Source organism: Mesorhizobium sp. BE184, from assembly GCF_031457045.1.
Lineage (GTDB): Bacteria > Pseudomonadota > Alphaproteobacteria > Rhizobiales > Rhizobiaceae > Mesorhizobium.
The window spans coordinates 971,398-990,329 of record NZ_JAVDVU010000002.1 but is presented as its reverse complement, the minus strand read 5'-3'; the positions used below and the strand labels follow the sequence as shown (position 1 = coordinate 990,329).

At 61.9% G+C, this 18,932-nt stretch carries 19 protein-coding genes and 2 pseudogenes; 3 read left to right on the top strand and 18 right to left on the bottom strand.

Annotated features, from left to right (window positions below; genetic code table 11):
• Positions 1-385: 385 nt before the first annotated feature.
• The 9 genes from bktB to J2X35_RS12825 all read right to left on the bottom strand — a co-directional run bounded on the left by bktB (position 386) and on the right by J2X35_RS12825 (position 9,655).
• Complete coding sequence (bktB, locus tag J2X35_RS12865; protein ID WP_310185895.1) at positions 386-1,567, bottom strand: beta-ketothiolase BktB; 1,182 nt, start codon at positions 1,565-1,567, stop codon at positions 386-388.
• Between the two features lie 97 nt (positions 1,568-1,664).
• The gene (locus J2X35_RS12860) at positions 1,665-2,858 is read right to left on the bottom strand and encodes a CoA transferase (RefSeq protein ID WP_310185893.1); all 1,194 of its coding nucleotides are present in this window, start codon (positions 2,856-2,858) and stop codon (positions 1,665-1,667) included.
• Between the two features lie 106 nt (positions 2,859-2,964).
• The gene (locus tag J2X35_RS12855; protein ID WP_310185892.1) at positions 2,965-3,795 is read right to left on the bottom strand and encodes an ABC transporter permease; all 831 of its coding nucleotides are present in this window, start codon (positions 3,793-3,795) and stop codon (positions 2,965-2,967) included.
• Entirely contained in the window at positions 3,792-4,592 is an 801-nt protein-coding gene (locus tag J2X35_RS12850; protein ID WP_310185891.1) for an ABC transporter ATP-binding protein, read from the bottom strand. Before J2X35_RS12850 ends, J2X35_RS12855 begins: the two co-directional genes overlap by 4 nt.
• Before the next feature lie 7 nt (positions 4,593-4,599).
• Positions 4,600-5,652, bottom strand: a complete 1,053-nt coding sequence (locus J2X35_RS12845) for an ABC transporter substrate-binding protein (RefSeq protein WP_310185890.1) — start codon at positions 5,650-5,652, stop codon at positions 4,600-4,602.
• Positions 5,653-5,730: 78 nt separating this feature from the next.
• The gene (locus J2X35_RS12840; RefSeq protein ID WP_310185888.1) at positions 5,731-6,624 is read right to left on the bottom strand and encodes an SMP-30/gluconolactonase/LRE family protein; all 894 of its coding nucleotides are present in this window, start codon (positions 6,622-6,624) and stop codon (positions 5,731-5,733) included.
• A 50-nt stretch (positions 6,625-6,674) separates the two neighbouring features.
• On the bottom strand, positions 6,675-7,643 hold the full coding sequence (locus tag J2X35_RS12835) for a tripartite tricarboxylate transporter substrate binding protein (RefSeq protein WP_310185886.1): 969 nt from the start codon (positions 7,641-7,643) through the stop codon (positions 6,675-6,677).
• Positions 7,644-7,676: 33 nt separating this feature from the next.
• Positions 7,677-9,197, bottom strand: coding sequence for a tripartite tricarboxylate transporter permease (locus tag J2X35_RS12830; protein ID WP_310185884.1), 1,521 nt, complete (start codon positions 9,195-9,197; stop codon positions 7,677-7,679).
• Between the two features lie 5 nt (positions 9,198-9,202).
• The gene (locus J2X35_RS12825) at positions 9,203-9,655 is read right to left on the bottom strand and encodes a tripartite tricarboxylate transporter TctB family protein (protein ID WP_310185883.1); all 453 of its coding nucleotides are present in this window, start codon (positions 9,653-9,655) and stop codon (positions 9,203-9,205) included.
• Between the two features lie 120 nt (positions 9,656-9,775).
• Here J2X35_RS12825 and J2X35_RS12820 point away from each other — a divergent pair, with 120 nt between their 5' ends.
• On the top strand, positions 9,776-10,729 hold the full coding sequence (locus J2X35_RS12820; RefSeq protein WP_310185881.1) for a LysR substrate-binding domain-containing protein: 954 nt from the start codon (positions 9,776-9,778) through the stop codon (positions 10,727-10,729).
• A gap of 302 nt (positions 10,730-11,031) precedes the next feature.
• Here J2X35_RS12820 and J2X35_RS12815 read toward each other — a convergent pair whose 3' ends face one another.
• The 7 genes and pseudogenes from J2X35_RS12815 to J2X35_RS12790 all read right to left on the bottom strand — a co-directional run bounded on the left by J2X35_RS12815 (position 11,032) and on the right by J2X35_RS12790 (position 14,739).
• Positions 11,032-11,217 (bottom strand): hypothetical protein, encoded by a 186-nt coding sequence (locus J2X35_RS12815; protein ID WP_310185879.1) that lies wholly within the window; start codon positions 11,215-11,217, stop codon positions 11,032-11,034.
• Between the two features lie 38 nt (positions 11,218-11,255).
• Positions 11,256-11,912, bottom strand: a pseudogene (locus J2X35_RS12810) (nucleotidyl transferase AbiEii/AbiGii toxin family protein).
• Positions 11,913-12,018: 106 nt separating this feature from the next.
• Positions 12,019-12,228, bottom strand: a pseudogene (locus J2X35_RS19855) (type IV toxin-antitoxin system AbiEi family antitoxin domain-containing protein); the annotation flags it as partial.
• Positions 12,229-12,235: 7 nt separating this feature from the next.
• Positions 12,236-12,688: an AbiEi antitoxin N-terminal domain-containing protein gene (locus tag J2X35_RS12800; RefSeq protein ID WP_310185876.1), complete on the bottom strand. Its 453-nt coding sequence runs from the start codon at positions 12,686-12,688 to the stop codon at positions 12,236-12,238.
• Positions 12,689-13,477: 789 nt separating this feature from the next.
• Positions 13,478-14,287 (bottom strand): hypothetical protein, encoded by an 810-nt coding sequence (locus tag J2X35_RS12795; RefSeq protein WP_310185875.1) that lies wholly within the window; start codon positions 14,285-14,287, stop codon positions 13,478-13,480.
• 27 nt (positions 14,288-14,314) lie between these two features.
• On the bottom strand, positions 14,315-14,449 hold the full coding sequence (locus J2X35_RS19850) for an exonuclease domain-containing protein (protein ID WP_405023213.1): 135 nt from the start codon (positions 14,447-14,449) through the stop codon (positions 14,315-14,317).
• A gap of 116 nt (positions 14,450-14,565) precedes the next feature.
• Positions 14,566-14,739, bottom strand: a complete 174-nt coding sequence (locus J2X35_RS12790; protein ID WP_310185874.1) for an ImmA/IrrE family metallo-endopeptidase — start codon at positions 14,737-14,739, stop codon at positions 14,566-14,568.
• Positions 14,740-14,989: 250 nt separating this feature from the next.
• Between J2X35_RS12790 and J2X35_RS12785 the strand changes: the two genes are divergently transcribed.
• A complete protein-coding gene (locus tag J2X35_RS12785; RefSeq protein WP_310185873.1) occupies positions 14,990-15,889 on the top strand; it encodes a 2-dehydropantoate 2-reductase in 900 nt (299 codons plus the stop codon).
• Here J2X35_RS12785 and J2X35_RS12780 read toward each other — a convergent pair.
• Positions 15,790-16,869, bottom strand: a complete 1,080-nt coding sequence (locus J2X35_RS12780) for a YeeE/YedE family protein (RefSeq protein ID WP_310186155.1) — start codon at positions 16,867-16,869, stop codon at positions 15,790-15,792. The genes J2X35_RS12785 and J2X35_RS12780 overlap by 100 nt on opposite strands.
• Before the next feature lie 268 nt (positions 16,870-17,137).
• Positions 17,138-17,449 carry a hypothetical protein gene (locus tag J2X35_RS12775; RefSeq protein ID WP_310185871.1) on the bottom strand — a complete coding sequence of 104 codons (312 nt, stop codon included), beginning with the start codon at positions 17,447-17,449 and terminating at the stop codon, positions 17,138-17,140.
• Positions 17,450-17,685: 236 nt separating this feature from the next.
• On the opposite strand from J2X35_RS12775, the gene J2X35_RS12770 reads away from it, so the two are divergent.
• Positions 17,686-18,894, top strand: a complete 1,209-nt coding sequence (locus tag J2X35_RS12770; protein WP_310186153.1) for a GGDEF domain-containing protein — start codon at positions 17,686-17,688, stop codon at positions 18,892-18,894.
• The last annotated feature ends 38 nt before the right edge of the window (positions 18,895-18,932 follow it).

Sequence of the window (18,932 nt, the reverse complement as noted above, 5' to 3'; positions counted from 1 at the left end):
GCCCACAAGAAGCATTCACAAATTGAGGCATGTTGATCTTGCAGATGGAGAGCCGTGCCCTACGATCAGCATATGCCTCTGTTTTCCGTCCGGCACATCAAGTCGCCCGCCTGCACAACGATCTTTCCGCAGTCGACTTCTACGACACTGCATACAATGTGAATGGTCGCGGCGACACATTCTTCGCTGCCAGTGCGCACGACCAATTCAGTGGGGCGGCTGAAGTCCCCTGCGCTCTGCCAAGGCGTCGATGCCGGTCAGGCCAGTGCGTTCCCAACGCCGCCGCCGGATCCTTCAACCGTCGCTGGAACGTCCTACCCGCTCGTTTGAACTCGGCAGCCATGGGATCGATGACACCGGGTACGGCATCGTTGTCGCCTTGCCGCTAGACGCGCTCCCAAACAGTCGCGATGCCCTGGCCGCCCCCTATGCACATGGTGGCGAGGCCGTATCGCCCCTCCACCCTGTGCAATTCGTAGATGAGCTTGGTCACGATGATGGCGCCGGTTGCGCCGATCGGATGACCCAGTGAAATGCCGCTGCCGTTCGGGTTGACGCGCGTAGGATCGAGACCCAGCTCTCTGCTGACGGCGCAGGCCTGGGCGGCGAAAGCCTCGTTGGACTCGATGACATCCAGATCCCCTACCCCAATTTGTGCATTCGCCAGCGCACGGCGCGTCGCAGGCACAGGGCCGATGCCCATGAAGGCGGGATCGACACCGGCATGGCCATAGGACACCAGCCGCGCCAATGGTTTGAGGGCCTGCTCCTTCACCGCCGTCTCACCAGCCAGGATAACAGCAGCGGCGCCATCGTTGATTCCGGAAGAATTGCCGGCCGTAACCGTGCCGTCGGCCTTCTTGAAGACCGGTCTCAGCTTCTGAAAATCCTGAAGCTTTGCGCCGTGTCGTACATACTCATCGACGGCGAACATGTCTGTTTTCCGGCCGACCTGAACCTCGATCGGCACGATCTGATCGGCAAATCTACCGTCGGCGATCGCCTGCGAGGCACGACGCTGGCTTTCGAACGCAAGTGCATCCTGATCGGCTCGAGAAACGCTGAAGCGGTCGGCCACGTTCTCCGCGGTCACGCCCATATGAATGGCGTTGAAGGGATCGGTAAGCGCACCGGTCAGGCCATCGACAAGTGCTGCATCCCCCATCTTCTGCCCCCAGCGAACGCCTTGCGCGAAATAGGGCGCCCGGCTCATGACTTCGGTTCCGCCGGCCAGGCCGAGGTCGTTGTCACCCAGAAGGATGGCTTGCGCGGCAGTGACGATAGCCTGCATGCCCGATCCGCAAAGGCGGTTGACCGTGAGCGCCGGGGTCTCGTGCGACACCCCGGCACCGAGCCCGGTAATGCGCGCCACGTAGGCATCGCGCGGCTCGGTATAGAGCACAGTGCCGAAGACCACATTGCCGATGCGAGCCGCATCGACACCGGCGCGCTCGATGGCGGCGCTGGCGACCAGAGCGCCCAACTCACCAGGCTTCTGGCCTTTCAGCGAGCCGCCATAGGCGCCAATGCCGGTGCGCGCCGCTGACACCAGATATACATCCTTCATGACAATTCCTTCCACTTTGCCGCGCTTCACCATTCAGCGTCGCAGAGATCGTTCAGAGATCTCGCCACAGCGGTTCGAGCCGGGATATTGAGTCCGGCTAGATGACTTGCGCCTCACGCAGGGCATCGATCTCGGCGTGGTCCATGCCCAGCATTTCCTTGAGGACCTTTTCGGTGCTCGACCCCAGCGCCGGCCCGAGCGTGCGAACCTCTCCGGGTGTCTCGCTCATGCGGGGTATAGGCGCCGCCATCAGCACCCGCCCGTATTCGTCGTCCTCCACCTCGATCAACGTTTGGCGCTCGCGATAGTGCGGATCGACCGCGATATCTGCCACGCTCATTACTGGCGAGGCCGGAATATCGGATGCGACAAGCGCCGTCATTGCGTCAATGAGGCTCGTGCGGCCGGCCCAGTCGGCAACCACGGCGTAGAGCTTTTCCTGATTGGCGACACGAGAGGCGAAATTCGAAAAGTCCGGTTCATCCGCCAGGCCCGGGCGTCCAACAACCTTGGCGAGGCGGCGCAGCAGCGTCTCGGTACCGCCATGTATGGAGATGCGCTTGCCGTCAGCGGTGTCGTAGTCGGCGGCCGGCACCACGTCGGGATTGGTGTTACCCATCCGCTCACGAACCTTACCGGTGGCGGAAAAGGCGATCATCGCATCCTCGCTGGCCCGAAAGCCCGGCTCATAGAGTGCGAGATCGATTATTTGGCCCGTTCCGCCCTTGTGATCGCGGTTGTAGAGCGCCGTCACGACGCCAAACGCCCCGGCATAGGCTCCCATATAGTCGATGACGGCATAGCCCGCGCGGACCGGAGGGCGGTCGGCGTCGCCGCTGACATAGGTGAGGCCGGAAAAGGCGCTGGCGATCCGGTCGAAAGCACCGCGGTCCGAATAAGGCCCGGTGAGACCATAACCGGTCACGTAAAGGGCAATCAAACGCGGGTGGCGCATTCTGATCGTTTCCGGGTCAAACCCCCAGCGGCGCAGGGTCGGCGGACGAAAATTGGTCACCAGCACGTCAAAATGCGGCAGCAGGCGGTGGACGATCTCACGCGCCTGCGGCTTCCTGAGGTCGAGCGTGACGGACGCCTTGTTGCGCGCGTCCTGCACCCATTGCAGCGAGCGACCGCCCTGGTTTGGCGCGGTGCGCCGCATGAAGTCGCCGTTGCGCGGTTCTTCGATCTTGATCACCTCCGCGCCGAAATCTCCCAAGGTGGTCGCTGCCACCGGGGCAGCGATGATGGAGGAAAGGTCAAGGACCTTTATGTTTTTAAGGGGAAGGGTCATGCATGCGCTCCGTATCTGCGTTCATTGCGGCCGAAAGTCCCGACGACACTTAAAAACCTGCGTCGGCCGTCCCGGTGCTCCGGCTTTAGGCTCGTGATCGCCGGCTTCATCCGGGGACATCCGTGCTTCCCTTGCTCCACCGCAGCAGACGGTTCTCGACGACATCGAGCAACGCCGTCAAAGCCATGACCACGGCGGCGACCACCAGGATCAGGGCCAGCACGCTGGCGACGTCGAAACGTCCGCTGAACGACTGGATCAGGACGCCGAGACCGCTTTGAGCGGCGATCATCTCGCCGATGACCGCGCCGGCGCTACAATAGATCAGGGTCAGCCTGAGGCCGGCGAAGATGCTGGGCAGCACCCAAGGCAGCCGGACATCGCGGAACAGACGCAGTTCGGAGGCGCCGAACAGACGCGACATCAGCAAGAGGTTGCGATCGACATTCTTCAGGCCGCCGAGCGTGCTGAGCAGCATGATGAAGTAGCCGAGGGAGACGGCGAGCACGACCTTGGAGGTGATGCCGATGCCAAACCACAAAATGAAAAGGGGACCGAGCGCTATGCGCGGCATGCTGTTGAAGGCGGTCATGAAGGGCGAAAGGATCTTGTTCAGCCAATCGCTGCGGTCGAGAACGAGGGCTGAAGAAATGCCGAGGACGACCGACAGCACGAAGGCGAGGACGATTTCGATCAGCGTGGTGAGGAGGTTGGAAAAAAGATCGCCCTGCCCTGCCAGGTCAACGAAGGCTTTTGCGACCAGAACCGGGGACGAGACAAAAGCGGGATCGGCATAACCATAGGCAACCGCGCCCTGCCAAATCGCCAGGAACGTGGCGAGGAACGCGACGCGCGCCAAAAGCACCGACAGGGAAATGCGCGTGACCGATCCATTCACGGCGCCGAGACCCGCTTCCGATGTGACGGTATCGCTCATTGCATGCTCGCCTTCAGCGCGGTCCACGTCCGGCGGTATAGATCGTGATAGCGGGCATCGGCCTGAAGGGCCTCGGCCGAGCGGGGCCGCGGAATATCGATTGCGATCTCGTCGGCGACGCCGGTTCCATTTTGCGACATGACCACCACGCGATCGGCCAAGGTGATCGCCTCGCCGATATCGTGTGTGACGAAGACGACGGTCGCGCCGCTTTTGTCCCACAGGTCGAGGAGTTGATCGTGGAGAAGAAGCTTCGTCTGGGAATCGAGGGCGCTGAAGGGCTCGTCCATGAGATAGACACTGCGCCCGACGGCGAAGGCGCGGGCCAGCGACACGCGTTGGCGCATGCCTTGCGACAATCTGGAAGGGTAGAAATCCCGAAAGTCCTGAAGCCCGACCTTTTCGATGTAGACACGGGCCCGTTGCCGGCGCTCGTCCTTGACGGCTTCTGAGAACTCAAGCCCGTATTCGACGTTGCGCTGAACGGTGCGCCACGGAAGCAACGCGTCCTGCGCCAGGACGTAACAAATGTCCTTGCGCCCCGCCGCCGGCGCCGAGCCGAGGACGGTTGCCGTCCCGCCAGCGACCGGCACCAGGCCGGCCACGACGTTCAAGAGCGTGGTCTTGCCGCAGCCGCTGGCGCCGATCAGCGCGACGAATTCTCCGCGCGGCACACAGAGGTTTACGCCGCTCAGGACATTGCGCAGCTGTCCGAAATTCACCGTCAGGTCACGGACGGCGATGTCGGCGGGCGCGTGTTCGCGTTGTGCCGGGCCTGTCGTCTTGGGATTGGCCATGGCTGCGCTACTTTGGGCAGGTATAGATCTCGGGCGCCGCGGCGGCGATGATGTCGGCGCGCGTCTTGCCCTTGGTGACCTGGCCCTGATCGATGACCATCTGCGACCAGGCGTCGACGGTCCGGCTATCGACTGCCGGGCCGTAGGCTGGCAACAGACGCTTCACCATCGCCTTATACTGGTCGTCCGACAGCTCGGGCACCTTGGCGTATTTCTGCATGATGACCACGAGCTCGTCGAGGTTGGCGGGATCGCTGTACCAGCAGTAGCTATCCTCCATGGCTTTGACGAAACCCGAGACGAGCCGCGGTTTTTGCTCGATCGTCGACGTCGACGCCCACCAGCCATTATAGCCCAGTCCTTGGAAGAACTTCGGCCCGTCATCGGCGGCGAGATTGACGACGATCTGGCCCTCGCCATTGGCTTCGACGATCGACGGGAAGGGCTCGACGCTCAGATAGGTGTCGACGGTGCCGCGCTGCAATGCTGGACGGCCCGTATTCGGCATGCCTACAGCCAGGAAAGTGGCGTCCTTAGCCTCATAGCCGCCCTCTGTCAGGATTTTCTGTGACAGATATTGGACGGAGACGCCCAGCGCCACGACCCCCCATTTGGTGCCGACCAGATCCTTGAGAACGCCCGGATATCCCTCTTTGAGATGAGGCAGTGCCAGGCCCTTGCGGGCAATGAGCGAGAACGGAACCTTGGCGGTCGAGCCGGCGACGCCGCGCACCGGCAGGCCCTTGTCCACGGCCACGATCAAATTGTCCCAGGCATTGTTGACGAAGGTCACGCTTCCGCTCGCCACGGCGGAGGTCATTGCGGGTCCGGTGTTGATGGGGATGAGCTCGACCTTGAGGCCGTTCGTTTCGAAGAACTTCTTGTCCTGGGCGACGAAGGCGGGCAGCGAGACCAGCGCGCCGGGATAAAACCCAACCATGGCGTCCATACCATCCTGCGCCCGGGCGCTGTCGCTCGCGCCGCCTGCGAGCGCCGCGACCAGTCCGGCGGTCAGCGCAAAGGCAAGGATCAATCGTCGGGCACGTCTGGGCTGTGTCATCATGTACCTCCTCATCTACGGCGCGGATTACGCGACCTTGCTCCAGTCTTCGGCGGCGCCTATTGCGGCGCACCGGGTTCACATTCGAAATTTCGCGTCCGGCAGGCCGCGCACGCCCAGGCCCCGAATGGCAAACAGATGTCCCGTTCGCGGCCGCGCGAGCCGGTCTGCTTCGTCGGAAAAGCGGCTGGCCGACGTAACGTAGAGCGTGCCGAGGTCGTCGTCCCCGAAGCTGCACATGGTCGGATAGGTGACAGGCAGTTCGATGCGCTTGATCAATTTCCCGTCGGGATCGAACTGCGCTACCGCGCCGGCCTGGAACAGGGCGGTCCAATAGCAGCCATCGGCGTCCACCGTCGCGCCATCGGGAACGCCGAGCGCCTCGGTCGAGACGAACAGGCGACGGTTCGCGACTTCGCCGTGTTCGAGGTCGAAGTCGTATTGCCAGATCCGCCGCAGGAACGAGTCGGCGAGATACATGATGCGATCATCGGGGCTCCAGGCAATGCCGTTGCCGGCCTGCAGGCCATCGTCCATCAAGCGCGCACCACTGCCCCGATCGAACCGCCACAACGCCCCGGAGCGCGTCTGCCGATCCGTGTTGATCGAAGCGCACCAGAAGCGACCCCTGCGGTCGCATTTTCCATCGTTTAGCCTGTTGGTCGGCGGCCTTTCGGTTTCGACCGCCGCCAGAAGCTCGACGTCACCGTTGCGCATGTCGAGCCTGTAGAATCCGCCCTTGACGCCGCTGATCAGAGCGCCGTCGTTGCCAAGGGCAATCGAGCCGATCGGCCGCCCGTCCAGAGGCCGGGCGAAATCGATGCGGCCGATATTGCCCGTGACGGGGTCGTAGGTCTGGACGAGACATTTCCACGCATCGATCCAGTAGACCAGCCCGCCATCCGCGTCCCATAGCAGCGACTCGCCGAGATCGTTTCCAAACGACGTGATGCACTCGACTTCGGCTTGCAAGGTGAGCTCCGCGACATTCCGGTTGTGACGAAAGGGTGAAAGCGTGCGCCTTACCGCGCGATGATACCGGCATTTTCCATGATCACCTTGTTCTTGGCGGTACTGTCTGCCATCTCCTTCGTTGCCGCGGCCGGTTCGAGGTATTGGATGGGAATGTCGACCGCGTCCGCGACCTTCTTGAAATCGGGATCGTTCTCGCAGGCCTTCAAGGCCATAGCCAGTTTGTCGATGATCGCTTTCGGGGTGCCCTTGGGAACGATCACCGTGGTGCGGGTGTCCATTCCAAGCGGATAACCCTGTTCCTCGACCGTGGGCACGTCGGGCGCCGAAGGATGGCGGAAGGTCGTCGTCGCAGCGATGCTCTTGATCTGGTCGGGATAGCGGTAGTGGATGCCGCCCGAATAGGCCAGCATCAACTGCCCGCCCAGGAGCCCGTTGATCACCTCGGAGCCCGACTGCACCGGCACGATATTTACCTGGATGCCGTTTTTCTTCATGATCTCGGTGATATAGAGCCTCGCCTCCGGCGCGAGCGCAGCGTAGCTGGAACCTGGGTTCTTCTTGGCCCATTCGACATATTCCGCGATGGTATTGAAAGGCGCGTCCTTCGGCGCGGCCAGCGCCAGCTGGAAGGCTGTGATCATGCCGACATAGTCGAACTGATCCGGCTTGAAGTCGGCGTTCTTCATCACAAAGGGCGCCAGATTGATCAACGCGTTCGAGTTGAACAGGATCGTGTAGCCGTCCGCCTTGGCCTGCCCCAGCTCGCGCGCTGCCACGGCGCCGCCAACGCCGGGCTTGTTGATGACATTGATCGGCTGGCCGAGCTGTTTGGACATCACATAGGCGGCGGCGCGCGCCACCAGATCCGTCTGGCCGCCGGCGCCGTAGCCGACCAACATGTCGATCGGCTGGTCGGGATAATCGGCTGCGACCGCCGGTCCGCTTGCCATTATTGCCATCGTGAGCGACAGGGCAAGCGCCCCTTTGACCAGGGTGCGTCTGTTAAAGAGCGTCATTTTAATCCTCCCGTTTGCCTGCATGTTTTCCATTCAAGAAACCGGTTCGTTCGGGACCGGTTGGACTGTGGCCGGCCTCAGATTTCCCCTGGCGGTCAACCAGACCGCGGCGAGCGTCAGGACGATGAAGACGATCGCGATGGGATGGCTTTGAAGGTTCCACACATCGTAGTTGAGCAACTGGATCGACTGGCGAAAGCTGAGCTCCAGATTGGGGCCGATCACAAAGCCGATCAGGAAGGTCACGAACGAGAAATCGAGCTTTCGCGACAAGAAGCCTATCAGCGTGAAAAACAGCATGATGTAGATGGAAAAGATGCTGTTTGTTTCGACGTACGCGCCGACCACGCATAGCAGCAGAACGCTGGGTATGATCAGCCGAAGCGGCACCTTGGCGATCTGGGCGAAAATTCCCTGCCCGAAATAGCCGATGGCCAGCATGATCGCGCTGGCGGTGATCATGGCGGCATAGACGTCGGCCACCAGCCGCGGCTGCTGCTTGAACATGAGCGGTCCAGGCGTGAGGCCGTGCAGGATGAAGGCGGCGATAAGAATTGCCGCGATGACGCTGCCGGGTATGCCGAGGGCAAACAGCGGGATCAGGCTGGAAGGGACCACGGCGTTGTCGGCGCATTCGGCCGCGGCGACACCCTCGATCATGCCAGTGCCGAATTTTTCCGGCGTCTTCGACGCGCGCTTGGTCGCACCGTAGGACAGGAACGATGCGACGCTTGCGCCGAGCCCCGGCAATATGCCGACGGCCGAACCGATCAGGGTGCCGCGGATCAGCGCGGGCATGCACCGGCGCCACTCCGCACCGGTTATGATGCGGTCCTCGCGCGAGGTGCCTTCGGCGATCTTCGCCGTCTGTACGTCAAGCGCCTTGATATCAGCGGCCTGCAGGATCATCTCGGCGACCGCGAGCATTCCGATCGTCATCGGAATGAGCGAAATCCCGTCCTCGAGTTCGAAGAGCCCGAAGGTCATTCGCGATACGAAGGTTTCGGTCTCGATCCCGACGGTTGCAAAAAAGACGCCGAACCCGGCGGCGATCAGCGACTTGATCAGACAACCGCCGGACAGTACGCCGATGATCGTCATGGAAAAGGCAAGGATCGCGCAAAGCTCGACCGGTCCGATCAGCAAGGCGTATTTGGCGAGCGGCGCGGCGAGGACGATCAGGATCACGGTGGAGACGAAGTCGCCGATGACGGACGCGAACAGGCCCATTTTCAGCGCCTTTTGCGCCTTGCCCTGCCGCGCCAAGGGATAGCCGTCCAAGGTTGTGGGGGCCGACGAGGGCTCGCCGGGGGTATTGAGGAGAATGGCGGTCACCGCACTTCCGGTGCCGGCGCCCTTAGCGATGCCGATCAGCATGCCGAGTGCTGCGACCGGGCTGAGATAAAAGGTGAGCGGGATCGTCACGGCAACGCCGGTCCCCTTGCCCAGTCCGGGAAGAACGCCGACGACGTAGCCGATCGTCACCCCGATGGTCACCCACACCAATGTCTGCAGGTCGAGGACGTCCCAGAAGCCGAGGAGGAGATAGTCCATATCCGCTACACGATCCGCGTGCCGAGGACTTTGTAGAAAAGCAACCAGAGCAACAGCAGCAGCGCCGTGGGAAGCGCCACGATCATCCATGAGCGCCGCTCGCCAAGCATCAACAAGGCGCCCACCACCAGGACGACGGCCGACAGCAACGGCGAGACCCACAAATAGAGGCCGATCGAAACCGCGAAGAGCGCGGTCATCCAGACGAACGCGACAAGTTCCGCGCGCGATATTGGCGGCTCCACATCGGTCTCGGACGCGGTCGGGGTAGCCCTCATGTTGGTGACGACCAGCAACACCGACAAGAGGGTGATGAAGCTCATCATGAGGTTTGGCATCAGCCGCGGGGACATGTAGCCAGGCGGACCGGGATCGATCTGCCAGGGAATGACGGCGAAAAGCATGACGAGGCCGAAAACGGCGAGCACCACGCCCGAAATGATGTTGGTTCGCCTCATGAACCCTCCCCTGCAGATTGTCTTGGATTTGCAACTCTGACGGCCGCTTGCTTGCGCATCTATCCACGATCGGTGCTAAAGAAACAGTCGAAAATTTGTAGAATGTGATAGGATTTTCTTATGCCTACACCGCCTATGCGCCTGGATGGATTGCGACTGCGCCACCTCAGGCTCCTGCAACTGATCGACGAGCAGCGATCGCTGCGATCGGTCGCAACGACGCTGAACCGGACGCAGCCGGCGGTGTCGCAGATGGTCAAGGATTTGGAATATGCTTTCGGAGTGCAGCTGGTCGAACGCTCTATCCGCGGCGTCGAACTCAGCCCGGCGGGAAAGCTTGTGCTTCAACGCGCACGCTCTGGTCTTGCGTCCTTCGAACATCTGGTGAGCGAACTAGGAGCCGACCCGTCTCCGATATTGAGGGTCGGCACAAACCCCGCCTTAATCTTCAAGTTGATGCCGGCCGCCATGCGCCTTTTGCAGGCCAGGCCGGAGCCCGTGCGGCTTCGCCTCCATACCGGCGTGGTCGGCGATATGCTTCGTTCGCTGTCGAACGGCGAACTGGACTGCTATGTTGGCCGCATCGACTGGGACCAGATCCCGCAGACCATGGTTTCGACGCTGCGCCACGATCCCCTGATCCGCGCCGATCTCGTCCTGGCATGTTCGATCAGCCATCCACTGGCAAGCCGGAAGAATATCGCGATTTCCGAGCTGGCGTCCTGGCGATGGGCCCTGCCGCCCGCCGACTCCAACAACCGGGTCGCGCTCGAAACGGAATTCCGGAACCGGGGCGCCGCCGTTCCGGTGCCGATGATAGAGGTCGCGGATCCCGCGGGCCTGCTGATCCTGGCACGTGAGCTCGAGGTGCTGACCTGCGTACCACGCTTCACGCTCGATACCCACATCGCCGCCGGCGAGTTGCGGGCGCTCGACATACAGAGCCTGGCCCTGCCTTTGATAGAGATCGGCTTCCTGACGCTGGTGGAACATGAAAACCTGGCGGCGCTACGGGCATTGCGACAGGTGGTCGGGGACCTGACCCCGCAACTCAATGACACGTCCGGGCAATAAACCGGGTTTGATGGTCGATCAGGACGATTAACGGAGGAACGAGAGCCGATCGCTGCGTTCTAAGCCAATATGCGACTAAGCACAGAAAGAACATCGTCTTTTTCAGAGCGGTCTTAAAAGCGCAAAGAAACCGCAGACCACAATATTCCTCGCCAGATCTGATGCGGCGGTCCGAGCGTAGACGAGCTTTCGGTGTCTGAAATTTGCTACAATTTTCGGACATGCTACGATCCACTTGGAGGTCGATATCGCTCGCCCCTACACCGGAACCAAGCGCTGGAAGCCGCCATCTCCGCGGCTTGTCACTGGCCGAGCACACGCTCTAACGCTTCGTAGGTGCGGCGGTGCCGCTCCTTCGGCATTCGCTCCAAATTACGCAACTTCCAGCGCACAGCAGGCAGTTTGTCGACCCCGTCAAGGCCAAGAAGCTTCCAGTCCGGTCTACGTGCCTTGAACGAGAGGATGAACATGCGCTGGTCGGCTGTCATCGCCTTGTTGATGGCGGCGATGAGTTACTCGCGAACAGCTAGCAATTCATCGAGCCCAACGTCGATCTGCGACATGCGCAGGAACTCGCCTTCATAGACGCCCGCGATGTCCTTGCGGTTGGCCGCAACAGTTCCGCCATCGTTCGGTTGTGGCTGATGAGGTAGGCGAGGAAGGTTTTCACGAGATCCTCGGTGAGGCCCTCGTTTTCGAGGAGCAGCTTGACGTCGAAGAGATCGCGGGGATGCTGCTAGTCGAGCGCCGCGCAAAGTTTTCCGGCGTAGAGATCTGGGATGGAAAGAAGCTGCATTTCGACGTAGCCGAATTGCTCTTCCACCACCGGCGCCACTTCGCGCAGTTCCTCCGGGAAGACCGATCCGCGTAGTACGGGTGACAACTCGATTTTGATGCGGTCATTGCCTTGGCTAACGAATAGCCTAAGTGCGTCCGCTTGATCCTCATAGGATCGGATGATCGCGGTGTCGGGAATCGCCCTGGTGATCGCATCTGCTATCCGAGACAGTGCTGCGGCAATTTTTCTTCAGCGCCTCATCGCGGTCGTCCATAGGCAGGTAGAGTACATGAGATCGATGTCGACAGACAGCCGCGTCAGATCTCTTGTGAAAAGATTGATAGCGGTTCCGCCTCTTAAAGCGAAAACCTTCTCCTCCGCTACGAGCGGAAGAACGCGAGTCAGGAGGCGACTTGTCGGTAGTATGGGCTGGTAGTGTCAACATCTCCTCCGGAACGGTTATGTGGTATTTTGAATGTCTGCCACCCTTTGCTACCACTCTGTTGCCGCTGCCCATGCCGAGTTCATCAAGCGCGTCGGGCCTGGGCAGCTTCTTCAGCCAAGAGAAGGAATGACGTTCGGCCATCCAGTAGAAGAGGCGGCGCACCTTTACGTTCGTGCACTTGCGCAGGAGTTGCTCCATGCGGCGCGGCGACAAGGTGGTCATTCCCTGGAGGAGCTGATCGGCATGCTCGAACGATACAGTCGTTGGCACATCCATTAGAACCTCAAGATAAGCCCGTTCCGGCGCTGACAGCGTGAAGGGCCAGGCAGAGGGGCGTTGTGTCTCCGTGTCTATGATGAGAGATCGCTCCCTTGTGTCGTACTCGTAGTTGACGAGTCCGGTACCCCCGAGCGCGGCTAGGCGACTGTGCCGAACGAACTGCCTCCGGCAGCGCGGCCGCTACCCATCGTGGCAACGGATCCTTGCCATAGAGATGAACCGCACGCCGCCGGGACAGTGGCAGGTAGTGGGCGAATCCATGCAGTTCCAGGGCAGTCAGCCCGCCGACGCTCAGATCGGTGCGAGAGATATTCTGCAGTGAGCTGACCACACCTTGCCAGGTGAGGTGTGTACCGGGCCGTGTGTAACACCCGGCGCAAGGGCTGTGAGTTGCCTGCTTTTGAGGAGGTTGTCGACCGCATGACGGTCGAGGTCGGGGTTCTGTTTTTGCAGCCATTGTTTCGTGACCGGGAGCCCGTCTGGCACCAGGTTCAACAGCAGTTGACGTCCCTCAGCGTTCGTTGGCATGAATTTTCTGGTTACCCAGCTTGCGGCGATGATCGCCGTAAAATTATGATCCTTTAAACAGTCCGACTTGCACATTGGCTTGATCGCCGGGCCGATCGCTCTCACATTCGCTCGCAGGTATGGCGAGCCTCGGAGCCTTCGTCTTCGAGGAACGGCTGGCGCAGGCGGCGGGCGCACGTTGCACCAATGGGAGCTTTGCGCCCTCGTTCCGGTCGTTGCTCAGCATTGTTGAATGTCCCAAAAGCTGCCAATCCGATTAGGGCACACAAAACACCATATCGGGCGGACCCGGATCTCAGTCTTTGGACTGTTGCGGTGAAACAGAGGCCATCGCGCTTAGCTGCCATGCGGTTCCGCTTACATTGGCGCGATCGTCAAGGCCATTGATCACATTGGTTGATGCCGGCAAGCTGTCAGAACCCGTAAAATAGGCGCTCTGACACGATTCTGAGTTTCCGAGACCCGCCGTTCGTTTGTCAACTGACTTAGTCAGCGATGACTGGCTCAGCTACCGTTACAGAAAGACTTTGCTCGCGCAATCCGGTCCAAAACATAGGTCCGATACATGGAAAGCAGCGCCAACTATCCTGGATCAGTGTTTGCAATCAACACCTCCAACGCATCGAGCGCGGCGACCAGTGTGAGCGGTCCCCCATCGGCATACGCTCCGGATAGGGTGAAGGTTCAGTGACCCTCCAGTTTTCTGTGTAGATACGGATCAGCCTTGCGCCGATCTCACCGGCGGCGCGGTAGCGGCGAGCCCTTCGCGGGCAGTCTCCACATCGATCCCCGGCATTAGGTCGTCCGCCTCTTCAAGCGGTGTCAGCGTTGGAGCACCATTCACTCGCAGCCGTCGTAGCGGCGTCCCCTTGCGTGAAATCTCGGCTCGAACCTCATCATCCGACATCCGATCCCAGCCGTCTGGATCGTGATCCAGGTCGATGCAGAACCTTCCTTGACGGTTATCCGGGCTCATTCCGATGCAGACGACCGCAAGGTGGTAAGCTTCGCCGCCGTAGAATTCCGTCAGCAAGAAGCCCTGTTCCTCGTCGACGAGTTCGGCAACGGCTGCTCTGTTCGAAAGTCGGACGAATCGCTGCCACGCGTCAGGCGATCGATCCTTGACCCTGCGGCACAGTGCGACTGTCCCAAGGACCTCGGACATTGCATAGTGGGCATCCTCCGAGCTGAGGCCGTTCGCGTCCAGGAGCGAGGCCAGGCTGAAGTCGCGTCGCCCGTCGACCTTGAGCGGGACTGCCAGACATCCGGGGCTTAGAGCGCAAGCAGTCTGGACCAAGCCATACGCGTCAGCCCTGCCGCAGCCTGTCCCGCTTGTCAGGTATGGATGGAAAAGGGTCTGAAAGAGGGCGTTGCGCAGCATTTCCTCGTCGACGCCAATCGAGTTGAAGCCGGCGAAGACTGCGGGGGACCAGGCGAGCAATTTGTGTCTCACCTCAGCCACCATCTCGCTATGCGTGGGTAGTCCGCGATCAACGAGCAGTTCGATTGGCAAGCGGTTCGTGAGCATAGCAGCAGGATGCGGCACTACATGCGGCTACAGCCGTGACCTGACCTCAAATCTGTCGAGTTCCTTCAGCTCATGATCCGTGTGGATGGCGGCAAAGTGCAGAATCTGATCGAACGCCGGAGAGAGCCCGGTCGTCTCGGTGTCAAAGAAGACGTATCCCAAACGACCCTCTCTCGCTACCAGGAGTAGCTCAATCGATTCCTCACGGCAGAGGCGCTCGCCTTAAACCTGCGCGCGAGTGCGTCGGCTGCAGCATCATCATCCAAATCGAGGCCTTCCTAGCCGATAGCATCGGCGAGGAAGGCTTCCGGCATGAGGAGTTCCGCCGCGAACGCGTTGGCTTCCACCTCCAAAGGATCGGTGCCCTCGGCCGAAACCCGCAGCGCCAGTTCGCGGGCCACGGCAAGGCCGACCGCGCCAGCACCGATGACGGCTACGTCAATGTCCTCCACATTGGTCTCCCGCTTGGCCGATGGCCGTTGCCCGGCAACATATGCCGCTCGCGCATAAACGCACGGCACCTATGCAGAAAGCTCAATTGCCAGATTTATGGATCGCGTTATGGGTCAGTCATGCTGACGATTCATTCCTCCCGGAACAATGTTGGCACAGACTGCGGTGCACCTCCTCCCGCGCCGCTGTTCAGATCAGGCCTGCCGGTCCTCCCCCGGCGGGCCTTTTTCTTGTCCGCGAGGTGATCTCATGAACATTGCCGTGATGGGCGCTGGTGCTGTTGGCTGCTACATGGGCGCGATCCTGGCGAAGGCCGGCCATGCCGTAACCCTGATCGGCCGGCCGCAGCATGTCGAGGCAGCCAGGCAGAGCGGTCTTCTTCTTGAGAGCAAGTTAAGGTTCACCGGCCATGTGCCGATGCAGGCGACGACCGAACCTGACGGCGTCGCCGGCGCGGACATCGTCCTGTTCTGCGTGAAATCGACCGATACCGAAGCGACCGGACGGCAGATCGCGCCGTATCTCGGCGACCGGACGGCGATCATCTGCCTGCAGAACGGCGTCGACAATGCCGAACGCCTGCGGGCCGTCATCGGACACACAACCATCCCGGCTGCCGTCTACGTGGCGACGGAAATGGCCGGGCCCGGCCATGTCAAACATCACGGCCGCGGCGATCTCATCATCGGCGCCTCGCTGGATAGTGACAGGATCGCCGAAGCATTCACGGCGTCCGGCATCCCGACGGTCGTGTCGGACAATGCCATCGGCGCGCTGTGGAGCAAGCTGATCGTCAACTGCGCCTACAACGCCTTGTCGGCCATCCCGCAGCTTCCCTATGGCAGGCTGCTTGAGACCGATGGCGTCAAAGAGGTCATGCAGGATGTTTTGAACGAATGCCTGGCCGTCGCCCGCGCGGCGGGGGTTACCGTTCCGGCGGAAACCGCGCAGACGGTCGCCAATCTCGCCGCGAGCATGCCGAACCAGTATGCCTCGACGGCGCAGGACATCGCCCGCGGCAGGCCGACCGAGATCGAGCATCTCAACGGCTACGTCGTCCGCAAGGGCGACGCGCTGGGTGTTCCGACCCCGGTCAACCGGACGCTTCTAACGCTGGTCAGGCTGATCGAGGCGAAGGCGCTTTCCTGAGACGTCAGCCGTCGCCGCGGGCGACGATGCGGCGCGGCTCGAAGAAGAACGGCCGCATTGCCGACGCCCAGGATGTTGCCCGCGAACGCCGCAATCGCCCATAGATAACCGTGCAGGCTGCCGGATGCGATGCCCGAGAAATAGGCGCCGATGTTGCAGCCATAGGCGATGCGCGCGCCATAACCCAGAAGCAGGCCGCCGATCACCGCTGCCGCGACCGAGCGCAGCGGAATGTCCAGGCTCGGCGCGAAGCTGCCGGCGAGCGCCGCCGCCAGCATGGCCCCGGCGATAATGCCGAAATCCATAACTGAGGTGATGTCGGCGAACACGCTGTTCGCCAGTGCGCTGGCATTGCCCGGCGTCTGCCAGTATGCCCATGCCGTCGGATCGATGCCGACAAGCTGTGCGCCCTTGGCGCCCCAGAGCGCGAATGCCGAGGTTATGCCCCAGGGGCGTCCAGCCAGCGCCAGCGTGACGAAGTTGAGCACCACCAGCGCAACGGCGCCGAACACAAGCGGCCATGGTCCGCGCAGGAATCGCGACAGGCCGTGACGCGGCGAGACCGGCGCCGTTTCCAGCGCGCCGTGCTTGCGTTTTTCCACCAGAACGGAAATGCCCGCCACGGCGGCGAAGACCACCAGCGACAGCGCGATGCCGCCTGCCGCGCCGAAGCTCTGCACCAACGAGATCGGCGGTAGCGAAGGCAGGCTCGTCCACCAGTCGAAATTGACAGTGCCGAGCAGCGACCCGACGATGAAGAACAGCAGCGTCACCAGCATCCGCGCATTGCCGCCGCCGGCCGTAAACAGGGTTCCGGAGGCGCAGCCGCCGCCCAGCTGCATGCCGAGTCCGAACATGAACGCGCCGACGACGACCGAGACCCCGGCCGGAGAGACCGAGCCCTTGATCGGGTTCCCGAACAGCGTGCCCTGCGCCAGGAAGGGGAAGAACAGCAGCACCGCCAACGCCAGCAGCAGCATCTGCACGCGCAAGCCCCGGCCACGGCCTTCGGCGATAAAGACCCGCCGGGCCGATGGGCGGGAAGCGGCTTTCGGCCGCCAGAGGCCGAACCAGTGTCGACATCGTCATTCTGCCCTTGGATGTTACCGTAACGTCAGGATCGGAACCTAAACCCTCCGGCGCCAGCCGGCGAGGCCCATGTTCCCGCTGGCTCGTGGTCTACCGGAACGATGTTTCCTTCAGCGGGTCTCAGCCGGATTCCCTTTCCGGGAGCGCGCACGGTCCTTGTCAGTCTGAGCGACGCACCAGCTGGTGATACTGTTCCCGCCTGCCGGCCTGCTCCGCTTCCACCACCAGGGCCAGTTCCAGTTCATCGAATAGCTTGAACCATTCATCCCACTCGACCAGTTCGTACCCGCCAGCATTGGCCGGCCGGTCCGCCTGATCGTTGTCGGCATAGGCGTGCTGGCCGAAAACGATCCGCAGCATAGGCTGCGTGCCGCTTTCCGGCGACACGTCGACGATCGCCGGGAAACCGGCGCGGGCGGCGGCCCAGTCGCGGACGGCTTCGTGTTCGGTAAGGGTTACGGTTTCAGCCATCTCATTCTCCTGAATCGCAGTGTGCATCCGCATCGAAGGGTTGGCCGTGCAACGCCGGCCGCCGCCGCTGGTTCCAGGCAAAGGCGCCGGGCCGTTCGTGCCATGCCGGGGTGGCCGACGCCGGCAACGTCGCGGCGTTGCGCCGCACTTGGCGATCCAGGAGTTTAACCCGTTGTTTGTGCTTGCCCCTTATGCTCCTTCCGCAGGGGAAACGGCTGAAGGCGCAATCGGTGAACATGGGCCTGGTGACAGCGCTGCTCAATCCGTCGATCGCGCTTATGCTGGCGGCGTCGTTCGCCACCTTGTGGCTTTATCAGCGCCATAGCCGCTATCTGGCCGTGCTTGCCTTCGGCTATCTGTTTTCCTCCGTCGGATTCCTGCTGCAGTATTTCGTGCTGCCCATCGGCTTTTACCCCACCAAGCTCATCTCCAACGTCGCCTTCATCGCGGGCACCGCCTGTATCGCTCTGGCGGTCAGCGCCCGCTACACGGCGCGCCCGCCCTATGCCGCCGTCGGCATCCTTTCAGCGATCGGGCTTTCGCTTCTGATCTGGTTCCTTTTCATCGATCCCAATCTGTCCTGGCGCATCTACGCCATGAACTTCTCGCTCGGCGGCATCACCTTCTTCGTTGCCGCGCAGATGTATCGGGCGCCCGGCAGAGGGCCTCTCGGAACGGTCCTGGTGATGCTAACTTTCGTTGTTGGGCTGAATTTCGTCGCCCGTACCGCCGTCGTCCTGTCCTTGCAGGATGGTCCCCTCACCTATGATAACCTCTACCAGTCCGCCTACTGGATGTCCGCCGTGCTGTCGCATGCGCTGCTGTCGCTGATGCTGGCGCTGGTCCTGCTCGCCGGCGCGGGACTGGACGTCGTGTCCGGGCTCAAGGCCGATTCGCATACCGACCCCCTGTCCCGGCTGCTGAACCGCCGTGGCTTCGAGGAGCGCGCCGCGCGCCTGCTGGATCGTTGCGGCAAGACCGGGTTGCCCGTGGCGCTGGTCCTGACCGACCTGGATCATTTCAAGGCGGTCAACGACGTTCACGGGCATCAGGCCGGCGACAGGGTGATCGCCGATTTTGCCCGCAAGCTGCAGGCCGCCGCCGGCAACCGCGCCTTGGTTGCGCGGTTGGGCGGCGAGGAATTCGCCATACTGCTGCCGGTGGCTGATCTCGCTGCGGCCCGCCTGTGCGCCGAGGCGATCCGCACCGGCTTCGCCGCCGCCGATGTGGACGGACTGCCGCCCGGCAAGCGCGTCACAGCCAGCTTCGGCATTGCCGCACGCAGCTTCGGCGAAAGCCTTGAGCCGCTGATGCGCCGCGCCGACGACACCCTTTATAAGGCCAAGCGAAGCGGGCGCGACAGCGTGCGCCTGTCCTATGAGCGCCCTGCCGCCAGCCCCTTGCCGGCCCACCCGATGTCATTTGTCGCCGTGGATCCTGCCTGACGTTAACTGGATTTTCGTGCCTGCGTGATTAGCTGGGC